The sequence below is a fragment of the Pseudomonas sp. NFACC05-1 genome (genome assembly GCF_900100135.1).
GTDB lineage: Bacteria > Pseudomonadota > Gammaproteobacteria > Pseudomonadales > Pseudomonadaceae > Aquipseudomonas > Aquipseudomonas fluorescens_Q.
Window position 1 is genome coordinate 335,254 of the sequence record NZ_FMTR01000003.1, and the last position, 18,258, is coordinate 353,511.

Here is an 18,258-nt window from a genome sequence, read left to right on the forward strand (position 1 = left end):
GACGGTTTCTGAAGGGCGTGATGCAAGGATTGTCTGTCGGAAAGCGCCACACGTTTTGCAGCTTTTAGCTTTGTGTATGTAAGGAAAATCTGTTTTTCCTGAGCGCTGATCAACTTTCCGATGGCTGATGCAGAATCGCTGGCCTCCACTCAGCAAAGGACATCGGATGTTCGCGCCTGCCAATCCATCACGTTTCACGCTAACGCTCGACAGCGGGCCGAGTGAACTCAAAGTGCTTGAGTTCAAGGGGCAGGAGGCCATCAGCCAACCCTATCGCTTTGATCTGGAACTGGTCAGCGAGCGGTCTGACCTGGCGCTGGAAGAGCTCCTGCATCGCCAGGCATTTCTGGGGTTCGATGATCGGGACAGTGGCGTACACGGTCAGGTCTATAGCGTGGCCCAGGGGGATTCGGGCAAACGCCTGACCCGTTACCAGATCAGCCTGGTGCCCCGCCTGGCCTACTTGCGCCATCGCATCAACCAGCGGATTTTCCAGCGCCTGAACGTACCCGATATCGTCGCCCGGGTGTTGAAGGAGCACGGGATCCTGGCGGATGCCTGCCAGTTCACGCTTGGCGGCCAATATCCCGAACGCGAGTATTGTGTGCAGTATGGCGAAAGCGACCTGGCCTTCATCGAGCGGATCTGCGCCGAAGTCGGTATCCATTATCACTTCAGGCACCGCCCTTGCGGTCATCTGCTGGTGTTTGGTGACGACCAGACGGTGTTTCCCCGCCTGCCTGAGTCGACGCTATACCTGCCGGACAGCGGCATGGCTGCCAACGAGCCGGCCATCAAGCGCCTGGCGGTGCGGCTCCAGACCCGTACCACTGCCGTGACGTTGCGCGATTACGACTTCCGCAGGCCCGGTTCGTTACTGCAAACCCAACTCGACAATCGACAGCGTCCTGTGCTCGAGGACTATCACTATCCCGGTGGTTTCTGCGCCCGTGACGACGGCAAGCATCTGACCCGATGCGCCCTCGAGCGCCACGGCGCCGACCACTGCGTGGCAGAAGGCGGCAGCAATGAAAACGCCCTGGTCAGCGGACATTTCATGCGTATCAAGGAACATCCCCGAGAGCCGTGGAATGATCTCTGGCTCCTGACGCAGATCGACCATCATGGCCGCCAACCGCAGGTGCTGGAAGAAACCGCCGCCGGCCCGGATGAATTCCAGGGCTACAAAAATACCTTTCTTGCCACGCCATGGGACGTGTTCTTTCGGCCACCCTTGCATCACGAAAAGCCCCGTGCCCAGGGCTATCAGTTGGCGGTGGTGACCGGACCGGTGGACAGCGAGATCTATTGCGATGAGTTCGGACGGGTCAAGGTGCAACTGGTCTGGGATCGCGACGGTCAACGCGACGAGCATTCCAGCTGCTGGCTGCGCGTGGCCTCCGGTTGGGCTCACGATCGCTATGGCGCAGTGATGATTCCCCGAGTCGGGATGGAAGTCCTGGTGGGGTTCATCGATGGCGACGTGGACAAGCCGTTGGTCGTCGGTTGTCTGCCCAACGGCGCCAACCCGGTGCCACTGGACTTGCCTGCGGACAAGACCCGAAGCGTGTTGCGCAGCCAGAGCAGCCCCGGCGGGGGAGGCTACAACGAATTGCGCATCGAGGATCGCAAGGGCGCCGAGGAGATCTACCTGCGGGCCCAGCGCAACTGGACCCAGCATGTGCTGCATGACCAGCGGGTGCAGGTCGATCACGAGCGCAGCATCGTTGTCGCCGGTACGGCACGGCACGAGCTCAAGGCCGATGAGCAGCGCCTCACCCACGGTCAACGCCGGGCAGAAGTGCGGCATGACGATCATCTGCTGGTGAGCGGCGAGCGGCATATTCGTGTCACCAGCCAGGTCCTGAATGCCAGCCAGCAGTTTCATGTCAGCGCCGGCCAGCAGGTAGTCTTGGATGGGGGCGCGAGCGTGACCCTTCAGGCTGGCGGTCATTGGATCAACATCGGTGCCGGCGGGATTTCCAGCAGCGTACCCATCGAGGTCGGTGGCGCGCCGATGGCGGTCATGAGCGCGGCATTCGGCTCTCCAGGCGGCGCCGAGAAGCGGGTCGCTGCGGCGGCACCTGCGCTTTCCCTTGCGCAGATTCTCAGTTTCCAAGGTTCGGCGCCGTTCTGTGAGGAGTGCGAGCGTTGCAGAAATGGCGCCTGTGCGGCGCCGCCGGTCTTTCACAAACCTGTCGATGTCCGGAGGCGTCCATGAACAGCGATCAATCTCCTCGCGCCTGGCTTGAGGAGCACCCCTTGCAGGCCTCCGAGCAACTATTCGCCATTTTCAGCAATGCCAGTAGCGCCGGGGCGTTGTCGGCCTGGAGGCGCTCGATGAACTCGGTCGCCAGCCCGATCTGGGCCGACACGCCGTACGCCGGGTGGGAAGCGGTCATGCCCTATGTAGGGCTGGTCAGCGCAGACAGTGGGTTTCTTGATTGGATAGCCGCCACCGATTCCCTCGATTGGGGTTGGCTGGCGGTTTCGTGCGTGAGTCAAGAAATCCTTGTCGAACACTTGCGAGGGCTCACACAGGTACTGTTGCCCGGTGGCAAGCCGGTCTTCCTGCGTTTTTGGGATGGGCGCTTCATGCGGCCGATCCTGCAATCGACGGAGGTGGAGGCCGGGCAACTCTTGCCGGTTATCAAACGTTGTCTGATCAATGGCCGATCCCTTGAGGTCGTGGGAAATGCCCAGCGGCCGGCCCAGGCTTTTCCCTGGTGGCAAGTGCCCATCACCCTGTTGGCCGCAACGACCGAGGGGCCGACGGACTGTCTGCTGGACAACGTGCTCACTTGGCTGGGTGAAGAGCATCCCCATGTGTTCGAGCGGGTCGACGGCAGCGTCCTGCGCTGCAAGATTGCCCACTTTCTTGAGCGATCGGCGGTGGCTGAGGCGAAAATGGCGCCATTGCAGGCCTATTTGCTGCGAGAGCTGGGCTGATGATGGCCTGTCCGCTGGGCTGCGAACCCCTGACGTTCGACGCACTTCAAGGTAAACTCGTCGCCCTTCGCAGGAGCCGCCATGAATTATCGCCACGCCTTCCACGCCGGCAATCACGCCGATGTATTCAAACACCTGACCTTGACCCGCCTCATCGCCTTGATGTCGCGCAAGGAGCAGCCCTTCGCCTACCTCGATACCCACGCGGGCATCGGGTTGTACGACTTGCAGGGTGACCAGGCCAACCGTACCGGTGAGTATCTGGAAGGCATTGCGCGGTTGTGGGGCGAGAGCGATCTGCCGCCGCTGACCGCCGACTACATGAAGGTGCTGCACGAGATGAACCCGGACGGGCAGTTGCGCTACTACCCGGGCTCGCCGGAGTTGGCGCGGCGCCTGACCCGTTCGCAGGACCGTGTGCTGCTCAACGAGAAACACCCTGAAGACGGCGTGTTGCTCAAGGACAACATGAAAGGCGACCGTCGCGTGGCGGTCCATCTGGGTGAGGGCTGGCATGTGCCGCGGGCGCTGCTGCCGGTGGCAGAGAAGCGTGCCTTGATGCTGATCGATCCGCCCTTCGAACAGCTGGACGAGATGCAGCGCTGCGCCGCCTCCCTCAAGGAAGCCATTGGCCGGATGCGCCAGACGGTGGCGGCGATCTGGTACCCGGTCAAGGACCAGCGGATGTTGCGCCGCTTCTACCAGGACCTGGCCGGCACGGGCGCGCCGAAGCTGTTGCGGGTGGAACTGCTGGTGCATCCATTGGCCACGCCCAACAGCCTGAACGGCTCCGGCCTGGCGATTGCCAACCCGCCGTGGGGGCTGGAGCAAGAGTTGCGTGAACTGCTGCCGTGGCTGTCGAAAAAGCTGGGGCAGACCCAGGGCGGGTGGCAGATGGATTGGTTGATTGCTGAAAGCTGAGTTTTGCTGGCGCCTGGAAGGGCGCTATCGCGAGCAAGCTCGTTTCCACATGGGATCTTAGGCGTACGCAAGAGTTGTGTACGCCGCCAGACCTGTGGGAGCTGGCTTGCTCGCGAAGCTGTTCAGGGCCGGACAGTCAGATCGGGCAGGTCACGCCGGTCCCGCCAATCCCGCAATAGCCTTCAGGGTTCTTCGCCAGGTACTGCTGGTGATAGGCCTCGGCGAAGTAGAACGTTGGCGCTTCTTCGATTTCGGTGGTGATGGTGCCTTTGCCGGCCTTGGTCAACTCGGCCTGGAAGACTTGCTCGCTGTGTTTGGCCGCCGCCAGTTGGGCTGGGGTGGTGGCATAGATCACCGAGCGGTACTGGGTGCCGATGTCGTTCCCCTGGCGCATGCCCTGGGTCGGGTTGTGCAGTTCCCAGAACATCTTCAGAAGCTGTTCGTAGCTGACTTTCGCCGGCTCGTAGACCACCAGCACCACTTCGCTGTGGCCGGTAAGGCCCGAGCAGACTTCTTCGTACGTCGGGTTCGGTGTGAAACCACCGGCGTAACCCACCGCGGTACTGACCACGCCTTCGCGCTGCCAGAACTTGCGTTCCGCGCCCCAGAAACAGCCGAGGCCGAAGATCGCGAAATCCACGTCCATGGCAAACGGCCCCAGCAGCGGTGCGTCGAGGACGAAGTGTTTTTCCGGCACGGTCATCGGGGTTTCACGGCCAGGCAGGGCTTGTTCTTGAGTAGGGAGCACGTTTTTGTTCACCAGGATTTCCGAGCGCAAGACCATTTATCAGTCCTTTCAGTCAGATTGAGTTGAGCGAAATAGACCGTCAGTGTGCCTCAGAAAAGCCGCCGCAAGCTATACGCAGCTGTCAGACCAGAGGCCCACGCGGGTAGCGCTTGAGCTTTTCGATCAGCTCCGCGCCCGGGATTGGCCGGTCGAACAGGTAGCCCTGGCCGACGTCGCAGCGGTGGCGCCGTAGAAACGCCAGTTGTTGGGCGGTCTCGATGCCTTCGGCCACGACCTTGAGTTTCAGGTTGTGGGCCATGGCGATCACCGCCGAGGTGATTTCCATGTCGTCCTGGTTGTCCGGGATTTCGTGGATGAAGCTGCGATCGATCTTGATAATGTCGATCGGGAATTTCTTCAGGTAACTGAGGGACGAGTAACCGGTGCCGAAGTCGTCCATGGCCAGGGTCAGCCCCAGGCGCTTGAGCTGGTCGAGCTGCAAGTGGGTGTCTTCGGTGGCTTCCAGCAACAGGCCTTCGGTCAGTTCCAGCTCCAGCAACCGGGCCGGCAGTTGTTCTTCCTTGAGGATGCTGGCGATAGAGGCGACCAGGTCCGGGTCGGAGAACTGCTTGGGCGACAGGTTGATCGCCACCTGCAGGTTGCCCAGGCCGGCGGCGGTCAATTGCTTGCTCATGCGGCAGGCCTGGCGGGCGATCCATTTGCCGATGGGAATGATCAGGCCGGTTTCTTCGGCCACGCTGATGAACTGGTCCGGGCGGATCATGCCCTTTTCCGGATGGTTCCAGCGCAGCAACGCTTCCATGCCCAGCAGACGGCCGCTGCGCAGGCACAGCTTGGGTTGGTAGAACACGTCCAGTTCATTCTGGGTCAAGGCGCGACGCAGGTTGTTTTCCACGAACAGCTTGTAGCTGGCCTCGGCATTCAGTGCTTCGGTGAACACTTGGACCTGGTGTTTGCCGTTGGCCTTGGCCTTGTGCAAGGCGAGGCCGGCGTTGCGCATCAGGGTCTGCGGATCGCGGCCGTGCAGCGGCGCGCAGGCCAGGCCCACGGAGCCGGTCACGCTGATCAACTGGTTATCGACGAACATCGGCTTGTCGAGGGTCATCAGCAACTGACTGGCGATCTGTTGCCCGGCTTCCAGGCTCGTGTCGTCCAGCAGGACCGCGAATTCGTTACTGGCAAATCGCGCCAGGCTGCCGCTGGGGCTCAAGCTGTTGCGCAGGCGCCGGGCCAGGCTGATCAGCAGTTTGTCACCGGTTTGGTGGCCGAGGCTGTCGTTGATGCGCTTGAAGTTGTCGATGTCCACCAGCAGCAGGCTGATGGGCGAATCACTGTCCCGGGCGAAGCGTTCATCGAGGTTGCGAATGAACGCCGGACGGTTGCCCAGGTTGGTCAGGTTGTCGGTGTACGCCAGGCGCTCGATGCGCTGCTGGGCCAGCTTGGTCTGGGTGATGTCTTCGTAGATGCCGATGTAGTGGGTCAGCTCGCGGTTATCGCCGTAGACCTTGGAAATCGACAGCTGGCCCCAGTAGGGCTCCAGGTTCTTGCGTCGACTCTTGAACTCACCCTGCCAACTGTTGCTCTGGGCCAGCGCCGAGGGGGCGTCGAACAGCAGTTCGCTGAGGTTCTCCAGGGCCGGCAGTTCCGAGAGGCGTTGGCCGTGGACTTCCTCGGTAGTGTACTGGGTGATCGCGGTGAAGCTCGGGTTGACGTACTCCACCACACCGTCGCAATTGACCAGCAGGAACGCGTTGGCGCTCTGTTCCACGGCGCGCTGGAACAAGTGCAGGGCGCTGGTGGCGGTGCGTCGGTTATGGTTGTTGATGACTTGGGCGAACTGGTCCGCGAGCTCGCCGGCAAAGGCGATTTCATCCGACTGCCAGGCGCGGGTGACGCCTACTTGCTCCAGGCACAGCACGCCCACCACCTGGCCGTCGATACGCACGCTGGCGTCGAGAATGGCATTGACGTCGCGGGCGCGCAGGTTCTCGGCCATTTCTCGGGTGCGTGGGTCGCGCATTGCATTGTGGGCGTCAATGGCGCGGCAGGTCTGCAGCGCCTCCATGTAGTCGGGAAAGTCGTTGGCGTCGATCACCGCGGGCAGGAAGTACGCCTGGGACGCGCGGTTGTAGGCGGAAATCGGTACCAGTTTGCCATCGTCCAGATTCCAGAGGCTGGCGCAGTCGATCTGGTAGATGTCACAGGCGCTGCGGGTGATGAGTTCGGCGGCTTCGAGCAGGGAGTTGTTGGCGCTGTAGCGTTGACGGGTCAGCAGCAGGATCAAGTCCTGTTGGGCGCGTACCCGGTCCAGGTGCTGGAGTTGTTCTTGCTGGGCGCGCTGGTTCAGTTCCAGGGCGATCTGCAGGCGTGAGTTCTGGGTTTCCAGGTCCAGTGCCGGCACGGAGGGTTCGCCATGCAGCAAATTGTCCACTGCCAGCAGGTAACCGCGCAGCAGATGACGATTGTGTTGCTTATAGGCCTCACCCGTCTCCAGCACGTTCATCGGTCCCTTGGCGGTGTGGAGCGTGTAGCGAATCTGGTAATGCGCGGCCTGGGCCAATTGTTGCTGGATGGCGTCGTGCAACTGATAGCGTGCTTCGGGCTCCATCAAGCTGGCGTAAGGCGCACTGACCAGCGAGCACAGCTCTACCGCCGGCAGGCCGAAGTATCGCTCGCAGTTGGGATCGAGGAACAACAGCGCCCAGCTTGCTTCATTCAGCCGTTCGAAACGCAGCATACCGAGCCGCGAGGGCACCGGTAACTGCGTCACTACCTCGGCCGCCATACGGCTGGCGGCATCGGGTTGGCTTTTCATGGGGAAACTCGCTTCGAAAATGCTGATCGCGCCGGGCTGACGCCCTCGTTATTACGGATTGGCGCAAGGTTGCATCATTGCGGCACTGGCTGACAAGAGAGATGAAGGCCAAGTGCTATAAACCTTTTATCGGCCGACGAGAGGATTTCTCCAGTCGCCGACCGATCAGAGGGCATGGAAGATCATTGCAGTGGGATGTCGACCGTCTGCAAGGGGTTGCCGTCCCGGTCGTGGAAGGTGACTTGAAGGCTCTGGGCCGTGACATGCAGGCGGGCGAAGTTGTCCTGGCTCACCACTTTGCTGGTCAGTTCATAGCGGTACTGGCCGCTTTGGGTACGGGCCATGGGCCTGTGGAAAATAAAATCCGAGGCTTTTGCAAAAGGCAGCAATTTACTGTTGTAGAACGGTGAGGAAACGACGGTGTTGACCTCGAAATCAGGATCCTCGCTGTGACGCAGGCGGCTGGTCATGGAGCCGTGGACATCGCCCGAGACGAAAATCACGTTTTTGATCCGATGGCGGCGTATGGTTTCCAGCAGGCGCAGGCGTTGTTCCGGGAAGGCCTGCCAGGCGTCGCCGTCATCGTGCTTGCTGTCAGGGAAGAACATGACGCTGGTCACGACGAGTTTGACCCTGGCGGGGCTGTCGATGAGCCATTGGAGCAGGGACTGTTCCTGTTCTTCGTCGAGGATGCGCCGGTCATTCGCCGACAGGTTGCGTTGCGTCCGGCTGTCGGTGACGAACCATTGGATATCGCCGTGGGAGAAGGTGTACCAGTAACGGGTTAACGACTTGTGTAATGTTCCGTCGCTCGACAGTTCATGGGCTGGCCCGTGGCTGGCCTGATAAAGCCTATAAGCGCCCATGGCATTTGCGTAGAGGATGTCGTCGTTGACGGTTTTCCTGGCGGGCCAGTTGTCTTCGATCTCATGGTCGTCAAGGATCATGTAGGTAGGGGTGCCAGACATCAGTTTCCGGATATGCGGCTGGGTAAATACCGATCGGTATCTGAAAAGGATGTTCTGATAGGTTCGGTCCGGTCCGATGACATTCAGGTCATCCAGATAAACCTGGTCGCCGGTCATCAATACCGCGCTGATCGGTGGGTTGGCCTGCGCCACGAGGCGGTTGATGCCGGCAAAGGTGCGGTCGCCAAGCCCAGGTAGCAATGGGATGCCGGCGGCGATTCGCAAGTAGCGACAAGAGCCCACGATATAAGCGCGTGGCGCATCGGTTTTGCTGGCCGGCGTGCGTAAGCAGTAGGTGGTCCTGGGCCATTGCAGCGGCAGTTCCTGGACGGTTTCCACGGTATGGGTCGGGCTCAGGGGGCTGAACCAGCCGGCCTGGTACTCGTAGGCGGTATCGGGTTGAAGGCCTTTCAGCACGATGACATCGGACATGTCGCGGTAGGCCTTCAATTGGACAAAATGCCCTTTCGACCAGCGTGTATCGCCTTGGCGCCGATGGCGAATACCGGCGAATACCCGGTTGTTGTCGCGATCGCCGCGCAGGAATATCCGGGCGTGGTCGGTTGTCGTGTGGCCGACAATGGGGCCAACGGTAGGTTTGAACATATTCGAATCCATTCGAAGTTTCAGCAGTGGGGGCAAACATCAAGTTGCCTTGAGGCTCCGATGCTAAAGCTCGATGCAGGATAAATATTGATCGAGGAGAGGGCGCAAGTTGTGGGTAATGACTAACAGGGGGTGTAGTCATTTCAAGCTTGCGAGGTAGGAAAGTTGCCGCGCTGCCTGATTTTCCGCCATCGCGAGCAAGCTCGCTCCCACAAAGGACTTGTGTTGTCCCTGTGGGAGCAAGCTCGCGATGAGGCCGGGACATCCAGCATCCAGGCAGCCTGTCTGGAATTCCAGGCAAAAAAAGCCCCGCCAAACGGGCGGGGTTGAGGTACGAGCGTGGCGCTCGGAAAACAGTGCTCCGAATGGCCCTCCCCAAGGGAGGGCCGTGCGGTGTTACAGCAGGATGGTGCGGATGTCGCCCAGCAGGTCGCTCAGACGCTTGGTGAAGCGTGCAGCGGCGGCGCCGTTGATCACACGGTGATCGTAGGACAGCGACAGTGGCAGCATCAGTTTCGGCTGGAAGGCCTTGCCGTCCCAGACAGGCTGGATGGTGGCCTTGGAAACACCCAGGATCGCCACTTCCGGCGCGTTGACGATCGGCGTGAAGCCGGTGCCGCCAATGTGGCCGAGGCTGGAGATGGTGAAGCAGGCGCCTTGCATGTCGTCGGCGGTGAGCTTCTTGTTCCGGGCTTTTTCGGCCAGGGCAGCGGCTTCGGCAGCCAGCTGCAAGAGGCTCTTCTGGTCGACGTTGCGGATGACCGGTACCAGCAGGCCTTCCGGGGTGTCGACGGCAAAGCCGATGTGCACGTATTTCTTGCGGATCACAGCCTTGCCACTCGGGGCCAGGGAGGCGTTGAAGTCCGGCAGTTCCTTGAGCAGGTGCGCACAGGCCTTGAGCAGCAGGGGCAGTACGGTCAGCTTCACGCCGGCCTTTTCCGCCACGGCTTTCTGCGCAACGCGGAAAGCTTCCAGCTCGGTGATGTCGGCCTGGTCGAACTGAGTCACGTGCGGGATGTTCAGCCAGCTGCGATGCAGGCTCGACGCGCCGATCTGCATCAGGCGAGTCATGGCCACTTCTTCGGTTTCGCCGAAGCGGCTGAAGTCCACCGCCGGGATCGGCGGGATACCCGCGCCACCGCTGGCGCCTTCGGCCGGTGCGTTCTTGGCCTTCTGCATCATGGCCTTGACGTAGGCTTGCACGTCTTCTTTCAGCACACGACCGTGAGGGCCGCTTGGGCCGACGGCGGACAGCTCGACACCGAACTCACGGGCCAGCTGACGCACCGCAGGGCCGGCGTGCACCTTGGCACCGCTTGGGGCTGGTGCGGCGGCCGGGGCGGGCGCGGCTTCGGCCTTGGCGGCAGGTGCGGCAGCAGCCGGAGCCGGAGCGGCTTCGGTCTTGGCAGCGGGTGCCGCGGCCTGGGCTGGCGCGGCCGGAGCGGCGGCGCCGGCTACTTTCAACTTCAGGATCAGGTCACCGGTGCCGACTTCGTCTTCCAGCTTGATCTCGACGCTTTCCACCACACCGGCGGCCGGCGACGGGATTTCCATGCTGGCCTTGTCGGATTCCAGGGTGATCAGCGACTGGTCGGCTTCGACCGTGTCGCCGGCCTTGACCAACACTTCGATGATCTTGGCCTTGCCCGACGAACCGATGTCCGGAACGTGAATGTCCTGGACCGTGGCCGCCGCAGGCGCAGCAGCCGGAGCGGGAGCCGCCTCGGCAGCCGGTGCCGCGGCGGGCTTTTCAGCCGCCGCCGGGGCCGCTGCAGGCGCTGCCGCTTCAGGTGCCGCAGCGGCGCCCTCGACTTCCAGCTCCAGCAGTTCGTCGCCTTCTTTCAGGCGATCGCCCAGCTTCACTTTCAGGCTCTTGATCACACCGGCCTTCGGCGCAGGCACTTCCATGCTGGCCTTGTCCGATTCAAGTGTCAGGATGCTCTGGTCGGCTTCGATACGGTCGCCGACCTTCACAAACAGTTCAATTACTTCACCTTCACCGCTGCCGATGTCAGGTACGCGAATGAGTTCGCTCACGAAAATTCTCCTCAGCAGTCCAGTGGGTTGCGTTTTTCTGGATCGATGCCGAACTTGGCGATGGCTTCGGCCACCACTTTAGGTTCGATATCGCCACGGTCAGCCAGGGCTTCCAGGGCTGCCAACACAACGAACTTACGGTCGACTTCGAAGAAGTGACGCAGCTTCTTGCGGCTGTCGCTACGGCCGAAACCGTCGGTGCCCAGCACTTTGAATTCCTTGGAAGGAACCCACTGGCGGATCTGCTCGGCGAACAGCTTCATGTAGTCGGTAGACGCGATGACCGGACCTTTGCGGCCGTTCAGGCATTCTTCGACGTAGCTCAGCTTTGGCTTCTGGCCTGGGTGCAGGCGGTTGCTGCGCTCTACGGCCAGGCCGTCGCGACGCAGTTCGTTGAAGCTGGTGACGCTCCAGACGTCGGCGCCGACGTTGAACTCTTCACGCAGGATCTTCGCTGCCTCACGCACTTCGCGCAGGATGGTGCCCGAGCCCATCAACTGGACGTGGTGCGCCGCTTCGCGGGTGTCTTCTTCGAGCAGGTACATGCCCTTGACGATGCCTGCCTCGACACCGGCCGGCATGGCTGGCTGCTGGTAGGACTCGTTCATTACGGTGATGTAGTAGAAGACGTCCTGTTGTTCTTCGGTCATCTTCTTCATGCCGTCCTGGATGATCACCGCCAGCTCGTAGCCATAGGTCGGATCATAGGTGCGGCAGTTCGGGATGGTCCCGGCCAGCATGTGGCTATGGCCGTCTTCGTGCTGCAGGCCTTCACCGTTCAGCGTGGTCCGGCCTGCGGTACCGCCGATCAGGAAGCCGCGGGTACGGCTGTCGCCGGCCGCCCAGGCCAGGTCGCCGATACGCTGGAAGCCGAACATCGAGTAGAAGATGTAGAACGGCAGCATCGGCTGGTTGTGGCTGGAGTACGAAGTACCGGCGGCGATGAAGGAGCTCATGGCACCTGCTTCGTTGATGCCTTCTTCGAGGATCTGGCCCTTCTTGTCTTCGCGGTAGAACATCACCTGGTCTTTATCGACTGGCTCGTAGAGCTGGCCAACGGACGAGTAGATGCCCAACTGGCGGAACATGCCTTCCATACCGAAGGTACGGGCTTCGTCCGGGATGATCGGAACGATGCGCTGGCCGATTTCCTTGTCCTTGACCAGTTGCGCGAGGATCCGCACGAAGGCCATGGTGGTGGAAATTTCACGGTCGCCCGAGCCGTCCAGGATCGCCTTGAGGGTCTCCAGTGGTGGGGTCGGAACGCTGAAGCTCTTGGCGCGACGCTGCGGCACGAAACCGCCCAGTGCGGCACGGCGCTCGGCCAGGTAACGGGCTTCGGCGCTGCCTTCTTCAGGCTTGAAGAACGGCAGGTTTTCCAGCTCGCTGTCCTTGACCGGAATGTCGAAGCGGTCGCGGAACAACTTCAGGCTGTCGACATCGACTTTCTTGGTGTTGTGCGCGGTGTTCTTCGCTTCGCCGGCGCCAGTGCCATAACCCTTGATGGTCTTGGCCAGGATGACGGTTGGTTGTTCCTTGTGGTTGACCGCTTCGTGGTACGCCGCATAGACCTTGTACGGGTCGTGGCCGCCACGGTTGAGTTTCCAGATCTCGTCGTCGGACAAGTCGGCAACCATCGCCTTGAGTTCAGGCGTGTTGAAGAAGTGCTCACGGACGAACGCGCCGTCCTTGGCCTTGTAGTTCTGGTACTCGCCGTCGATGACTTCGTCCATGCGACGTTGCAGGATGCCGTCGACGTCCTTGGCCAGCAGTGGGTCCCAGAAACGGCCCCAGATGACTTTGTTGACGTTCCACTGGGCGCCACGGAACACGCCTTCGAGTTCCTGGATGATCTTGCCGTTGCCGCGAACCGGGCCGTCGAGGCGCTGCAGGTTGCAGTTGATGACGAAGATCAGGTTGTCCAGCTTCTCGCGGCCGGCCAGGGAAATCGCGCCCAGGGATTCTGGCTCGTCGCACTCGCCGTCACCCATGAAGCACCAGACTTTCTGCTTGCCTGGCTGGATGAAGCCACGGGCTTCCAGGTACTTCATGAAGCGTGCCTGGTAGATCGCCTGGATCGGGCCCAGGCCCATGGAAACGGTCGGGAACTGCCAGAAGTCCGGCATCAGCCAAGGGTGCGGGTACGAAGACAGGCCGTTGCCGTCCACTTCCTGGCGGAAGTTGTTCATCTGGTCTTCGGAGATGCGGCCTTCCATGAACGCACGGGCGTAGACGCCTGGCGATGCGTGGCCCTGGAAGTAGATCAGGTCGCCGCCGTGTTCGTCGGTCGGGGCCTGGAAGAAGTAGTTGAAGCCGATGTCATACAGCGTCGCGCTGGAGGCGAAGCTGGAGATGTGACCGCCCAGGTCAGAATCTTTCAGGTTGGTACGCATGACCATGGCCAACGCGTTCCAGCGTACCAGCGAGCGAATGCGGCGTTCCATGAACAGGTCGCCAGGCATGCGTGCTTCGTGGGTAACGGGGATCGTGTTGCGGTACGGCGTGGTGATGGCATAGGGCAGTTGCGAACCGCTGCGGGTTGCGAGTTCGCCCATACGGGTCATCAGATAATGAGCACGGTCTTCGCCTTCTTTGTCGAGAACCGATTCCAGGGCGTCCAGCCATTCCTGGGTTTCGACGGGATCGAGGTCTTGCATGGCTTGCTCCAGGGCGGAAAGGCTACCAGAATCGGTTGCCTGAGTTTGCGACTGGCCTTGTGGGCAGACGATATAAATTCTTGGATTGCCGAAGGTTGTTTCGGCGGCGTGTAGTTTTACTACAAATCGTCGACCGTTTCAGCCTTTCGAATGTATAGACGAGTAGTAAAACTACACATGAGCGGCTTATGGCCCCTCGTTTCGTTGTGAGAATAATCGTTACTGTTGGTCATTAGCCAACTCGTACAGGTAAAAACTTGATGCCGGCTGCCAATAAAATCAGATTTTCAGCTATTTATCATCTTTGTTCGACAGTCGATCAGGTAGTGTATTTGGAAAAAACACTACATCCAGCCTCTCCCGCGCCGATCAAGGATAGACCATGAGCCTGCCCTCGCTTGTCCCAATATCGGAAACGGTGCCGGCCATTCTCCAGTCATTGGTCAGTCGTGCCGAGCAGTCGTTCCGTGCGGTGGTCGCCTTGCTCGACGACGACCACGGGCTGTCGGCCTGGACCCCGCAGCGCTGGGAGGCGTTCAACCGTATTGCCGCCGCCAGCGACTTTGTCATCGAGCAGAGTCTCCGCGACCCGGTAATGCTGCTGGAGCTGGTGCGCAGCGGCGAGCTGGACCGCAGCCTGGCGTCCGGTGAAATGTGCGCGCAGATCGGTGCCGCCGTGCGGGCCGCCGAGACTGAAGAAGAACTGGGCCGCGTCCTGCGCCGCCAGCGAACCCGCCAGCAGGTACGGATCATCTGGCGTGACCTGACCCGCCAGGCCGACCTGGTCCAGACCTGCCGCGACCTCTCGGACATGGCCGACACCTGCATCGACCAGGCCTATCGATGGTTGTACCAGCGCCTCAGCCAGCAATTCGGCACACCCACCGGACGGCGCAGCGGCGAGCCGCAGCAGATGGTCATCCTGGGCATGGGCAAGCTGGGTGCCGTGGAGCTGAACCTGTCGTCGGACATCGATCTGATCTTCGCCTACCCCGAGGGCGGCGAAACCGTTGGCGTCAAGCGACCACTGGATAACCAGGAGTTTTTCATTCGTGTCGGCCAGCGCCTGATCAAGGCCCTGGACCCGATGACCGTCGACGGTTTTGTGTTCCGCGTCGACATGCGCCTGCGCCCCTATGGCTCAGCCGGTGCCCTGGTGCTGAGTTTCAATGCCCTGGAGCAGTATTACCAGGACCAGGGCCGCGACTGGGAACGCTACGCCATGATCAAGGCGCGTGTGGTGGCGGGCGACCAGGTGGCCGGTGCCCAGTTGCTCGACATGCTGCGCCCGTTCGTCTATCGCCGTTACCTGGATTTTTCCGCCATCGAAGCGTTGCGCACCATGAAGCAGCTGATCCAGCAGGAGGTGCGGCGCAAGGGCATGGCCGACAACATCAAGCTGGGCTCGGGCGGCATTCGTGAGGTGGAGTTCATTGCCCAGGCGTTCCAACTGATCCATGGCGGCCGCGACCTGAGCTTGCAGCAGCGTCCGCTGCTCAAGGTGCTGGGGACACTCGAAGGCCAGGGCTATCTGCCGGCCAAGGTGATCGACGAGCTGCGCCAAGGCTATGAATTCCTGCGTTATACCGAACATGCGATCCAGGCCATCGCCGATCGCCAGACCCAGATGTTGCCGGACAACCCGCAGGACCAGGCGCGCATTGCGTTCATGCTGGGTTTTGCCGACTGGTCGGCCTTTCACGAGCAATTGATGTACTGGCGAGGGCGTGTGGCCTGGCATTTCGGCCAGGTCATCGCCGACCCGGATGAAGAGGCGGGTGGCGAGAGCGAAGTCGTGGTGGGCGGTGAATGGTTGCCGTTGTGGGAAGACAGCCAGGATGAAGAGGCGGCGTGTCGTCAGTTGGAGGAGGGTGGCTTCGTCGATGCACCTAAAGCCCTCAAGGCCTTGGCCGCCCTGCGCGGCAGCCCGCAACTGCGCGCCATGCAGCGCCTGGGACGCGAGCGTCTGGATGCCTTCATTCCACGCCTGCTGGCCCAAGCCGTGGAACATGCCGATCCAGACCTGGTGCTGGAGCGGGTGCTGCCCTTGGTCGAAGCGGTAGCCCGCCGCTCGGCCTACCTGGTGTTGTTGACGGAAAACCCTGGCGCCCTGCGCCGTTTGCTGACGTTGTGCGCGGCGAGCCCGTGGATTGCTGAACAAATCACCCGTTTCCCCTTGCTGCTCGATGAATTGCTCAATGAGGGCCGGCTGTTCAAGCCGCCCTTGGCGCCGGAGTTGGCGGCAGAGTTGCGTGAGCGCCTGACGCGCATCCCTGAGGATGACCTTGAGCAACAAATGGAGGCGCTTCGGCATTTCAAGCTGGCGCACCGCCTGCGGGTGGCCGCCTCGGAAATCGCCGGCAGCCTGCCGCTGATGAAAGTCAGCGATTACCTGACCTGGCTGGCCGAGGCGATTCTCGAACAAGTGTTGGCCCTGGCCTGGCGCCAGACGGCCGCCAAGCACGGCGTGCCTTTGCGCACCGATGGCAGTCTGTGCGATCCGGGCTTCATTATTGTCGGTTATGGGAAAGTCGGCGGCCTGGAATTGGGACATGGTTCCGACCTGGACCTGGTGTTCATCCACGATGGCGATCCGCACGCGGAAACCGACGGTCCCAAACCCATCGATGGTGCGCAGTTCTTCACCCGGCTCGGCCAGCGGATCATTCATCTGCTGACCGCGCAGACCAACTCCGGGCAGTTGTATGAAGTGGATATGCGCCTGCGGCCATCCGGGGCGTCGGGGTTGCTGGTCAGTTCGCTCGGGGCGTTTGCCCGTTACCAGGAGAATGAAGCCTGGACCTGGGAGCATCAGGCGTTGGTGCGGGCGCGGGTGCTGGTGGGCAGCCAGGACGTGGGCCAGGCGTTCGAGAAGGTCCGCGGCCAGGTGCTGGGGCGCAAGCGTGACTTGCCGACGCTGCGCCAGGAGGTCAGCGAAATGCGCGCCAAGATGCGCGACAACCTGGGCAGCAAGGTCACCGCCGCCGGAACCGCGCCAAATGCCTTCGAGGCCACGGCGCCCTTCGACCTCAAGCAGGATGCCGGAGGTATCGTCGATATTGAATTTATGGTGCAATACGCGGCTCTGGCGTGGTCCGAGGAACACCCATCGCTGGTGCGCTACACCGATAACATCCGCATTCTGGACGGGTTGCAGGAAGTCGGGCTGATGTCGGCCGAAGATGCCACGCTGTTGCGCGAAGCCTACAAAGCCTATCGCTCCGCCGCTCACCGCCAGGCCTTGCAGAAAGATGCCGGGGTGATCGCAGGCGACCAGTTCGTGGAGGAGCGTCGGCAGGTGCTGCGGATCTGGCGGGAGCTGGGGCTGAGCTGAAGCTTAAAACGTGGGAGCGGGCTTGCTCGCGAAAGCGGAGTGTCAGTCAACTGGGATGTTGAATGTGCCGGCCTCTTCGCGAGCAAGCCTGCTCCCACAGTAGATTGCCGGTTTTTTCGCGACCTGAGCCACAGTGATTCTCGAGGCGGGGAGGCGTAGGCCTCCCCGTAGCGTTTTTGGAAACTACATGAATATTCTGATCGTTGGGCCCAGCTGGGTCGGTGACATGGTGATGGCGCAGACACTGTTCCAGTGCCTGAAACAGCGTCATCCGCAGTGCGAAATCGACGTCCTGGCCCCCGAGTGGAGCCGGCCGATCCTTGAGCGTATGCCCGAGGTACGCAAGGCCTTGAGCTTCCCGCTCGGCCACGGCGTGCTGGAGCTGGCGACCCGTCGGCGCATTGGCAAATCCCTGGCCGGTCAGTACGACCAGGCGATTGTGTTGCCCAATTCGTTGAAATCGGCACTGGTGCCGTTTTTCGCGGGCATCCCCAAGCGCACCGGCTGGCGTGGCGAGTTTCGCTACGGCCTGCTCAACGACGTGCGCACCCTGGACAAAGAGCGCTACCCGCTGATGATCGAGCGCTTCATGGCCTTGGCCTACGAGCCTGGGACCGAGTTGCCCAAGCCGTATCCACGACCGAGCCTGCAGATCGACCCGCTCACCCGCGAAGCGGCGCTGGCCAAGTTCGGCCTGAGCCTGGACCGACCGGTATTGGCCCTGTGTCCGGGGGCCGAGTTCGGTGAGTCCAAGCGCTGGCCGGCCGAGCATTACGCCCAGGTTGCCGAGGCGAAGATTCGCGAAGGCTGGCAGGTCTGGCTGTTCGGCTCGAAAAAAGATCATCCGGTGGGCGAGGACATCCGCTCACGGCTGATCCCGGGCCTTCGGGAAGAGTCGGTAAACCTCAGCGGCGACACGTCCCTGGCCGAGGCCATCGACCTGTTGTCCTGCGCCGATTCGGTGGTCTCCAACGACTCCGGCCTGATGCACGTGGCCGCGGCCCTGAATCGCCCATTGGTGGCGGTCTACGGTTCCACCTCGCCGGGCTTTACGCCACCGTTGGCCGACCAGGTCGAAGTCGTGCGGCTGGGTATCGAGTGCAGTCCGTGCTTCGACCGCACCTGTCGCTTCGGTCATTACAATTGCCTGCGCCAGCTCATGCCATCGTCGGTGAACGAGGCCCTGGAGCGTTTGCAGGGCACACCCGTGGAGGTTCGGTAAC

Annotated in this window: 10 protein-coding genes; 5 read left to right on the forward strand and 5 right to left on the reverse strand. The window is 61.6% G+C overall.

What is annotated here, in order from left to right:
- Nucleotides 1-166 precede the first annotated feature (166 nt).
- From BLO97_RS07850 to BLO97_RS07860, 3 genes are all read left to right on the forward strand, one after another.
- Nucleotides 167-2,221 carry a type VI secretion system Vgr family protein gene (locus BLO97_RS07850; protein WP_092345493.1) on the forward strand — a complete coding sequence of 685 codons (2,055 nt, stop codon included), beginning with the start codon at nucleotides 167-169 and terminating at the stop codon, nucleotides 2,219-2,221.
- On the forward strand, nucleotides 2,218-2,949 hold the full coding sequence (locus tag BLO97_RS07855) for a DUF4123 domain-containing protein (protein WP_170862057.1): 732 nt from the start codon (nucleotides 2,218-2,220) through the stop codon (nucleotides 2,947-2,949). Before BLO97_RS07850 ends, BLO97_RS07855 begins: the two co-directional genes overlap by 4 nt.
- Before the next feature lie 81 nt (nucleotides 2,950-3,030).
- A complete protein-coding gene (locus BLO97_RS07860) occupies nucleotides 3,031-3,870 on the forward strand; it encodes a 23S rRNA (adenine(2030)-N(6))-methyltransferase RlmJ (RefSeq protein WP_072340026.1) in 840 nt (279 codons plus the stop codon).
- Between the two features lie 136 nt (nucleotides 3,871-4,006).
- Here the strand turns inward: BLO97_RS07860 and msrA are convergent, their stop codons facing one another.
- The 5 genes from msrA to aceE form a co-directional block, all read right to left on the reverse strand.
- Nucleotides 4,007-4,654 carry a peptide-methionine (S)-S-oxide reductase MsrA gene (gene msrA / locus BLO97_RS07865; RefSeq protein WP_072340029.1) on the reverse strand — a complete coding sequence of 216 codons (648 nt, stop codon included), beginning with the start codon at nucleotides 4,652-4,654 and terminating at the stop codon, nucleotides 4,007-4,009.
- A gap of 85 nt (nucleotides 4,655-4,739) precedes the next feature.
- Nucleotides 4,740-7,433, reverse strand: a complete 2,694-nt coding sequence (locus tag BLO97_RS07870; RefSeq protein WP_092345495.1) for a putative bifunctional diguanylate cyclase/phosphodiesterase — start codon at nucleotides 7,431-7,433, stop codon at nucleotides 4,740-4,742.
- Nucleotides 7,434-7,615: 182 nt separating this feature from the next.
- Nucleotides 7,616-9,007, reverse strand: a complete 1,392-nt coding sequence (locus BLO97_RS07875; protein ID WP_092345497.1) for an alkaline phosphatase D family protein — start codon at nucleotides 9,005-9,007, stop codon at nucleotides 7,616-7,618.
- 396 nt (nucleotides 9,008-9,403) lie between these two features.
- Complete coding sequence (gene aceF, locus BLO97_RS07880) at nucleotides 9,404-11,044, reverse strand: dihydrolipoyllysine-residue acetyltransferase (RefSeq protein ID WP_092146698.1); 1,641 nt, start codon at nucleotides 11,042-11,044, stop codon at nucleotides 9,404-9,406.
- An 11-nt stretch (nucleotides 11,045-11,055) separates the two neighbouring features.
- Nucleotides 11,056-13,701: a pyruvate dehydrogenase (acetyl-transferring), homodimeric type gene (aceE, locus tag BLO97_RS07885; protein ID WP_072340037.1), complete on the reverse strand. Its 2,646-nt coding sequence runs from the start codon at nucleotides 13,699-13,701 to the stop codon at nucleotides 11,056-11,058.
- Between the two features lie 382 nt (nucleotides 13,702-14,083).
- Here aceE and glnE point away from each other — a divergent pair, with 382 nt between their 5' ends.
- On the forward strand, nucleotides 14,084-17,035 hold the full coding sequence (gene glnE / locus BLO97_RS07890) for a bifunctional [glutamate--ammonia ligase]-adenylyl-L-tyrosine phosphorylase/[glutamate--ammonia-ligase] adenylyltransferase (RefSeq protein ID WP_092146696.1): 2,952 nt from the start codon (nucleotides 14,084-14,086) through the stop codon (nucleotides 17,033-17,035).
- Between the two features lie 187 nt (nucleotides 17,036-17,222).
- Nucleotides 17,223-18,257, forward strand: a complete 1,035-nt coding sequence (gene waaF / locus BLO97_RS07895; RefSeq protein ID WP_072340041.1) for a lipopolysaccharide heptosyltransferase II — start codon at nucleotides 17,223-17,225, stop codon at nucleotides 18,255-18,257.
- The last annotated feature ends 1 nt before the right edge of the window (nucleotide 18,258 follow it).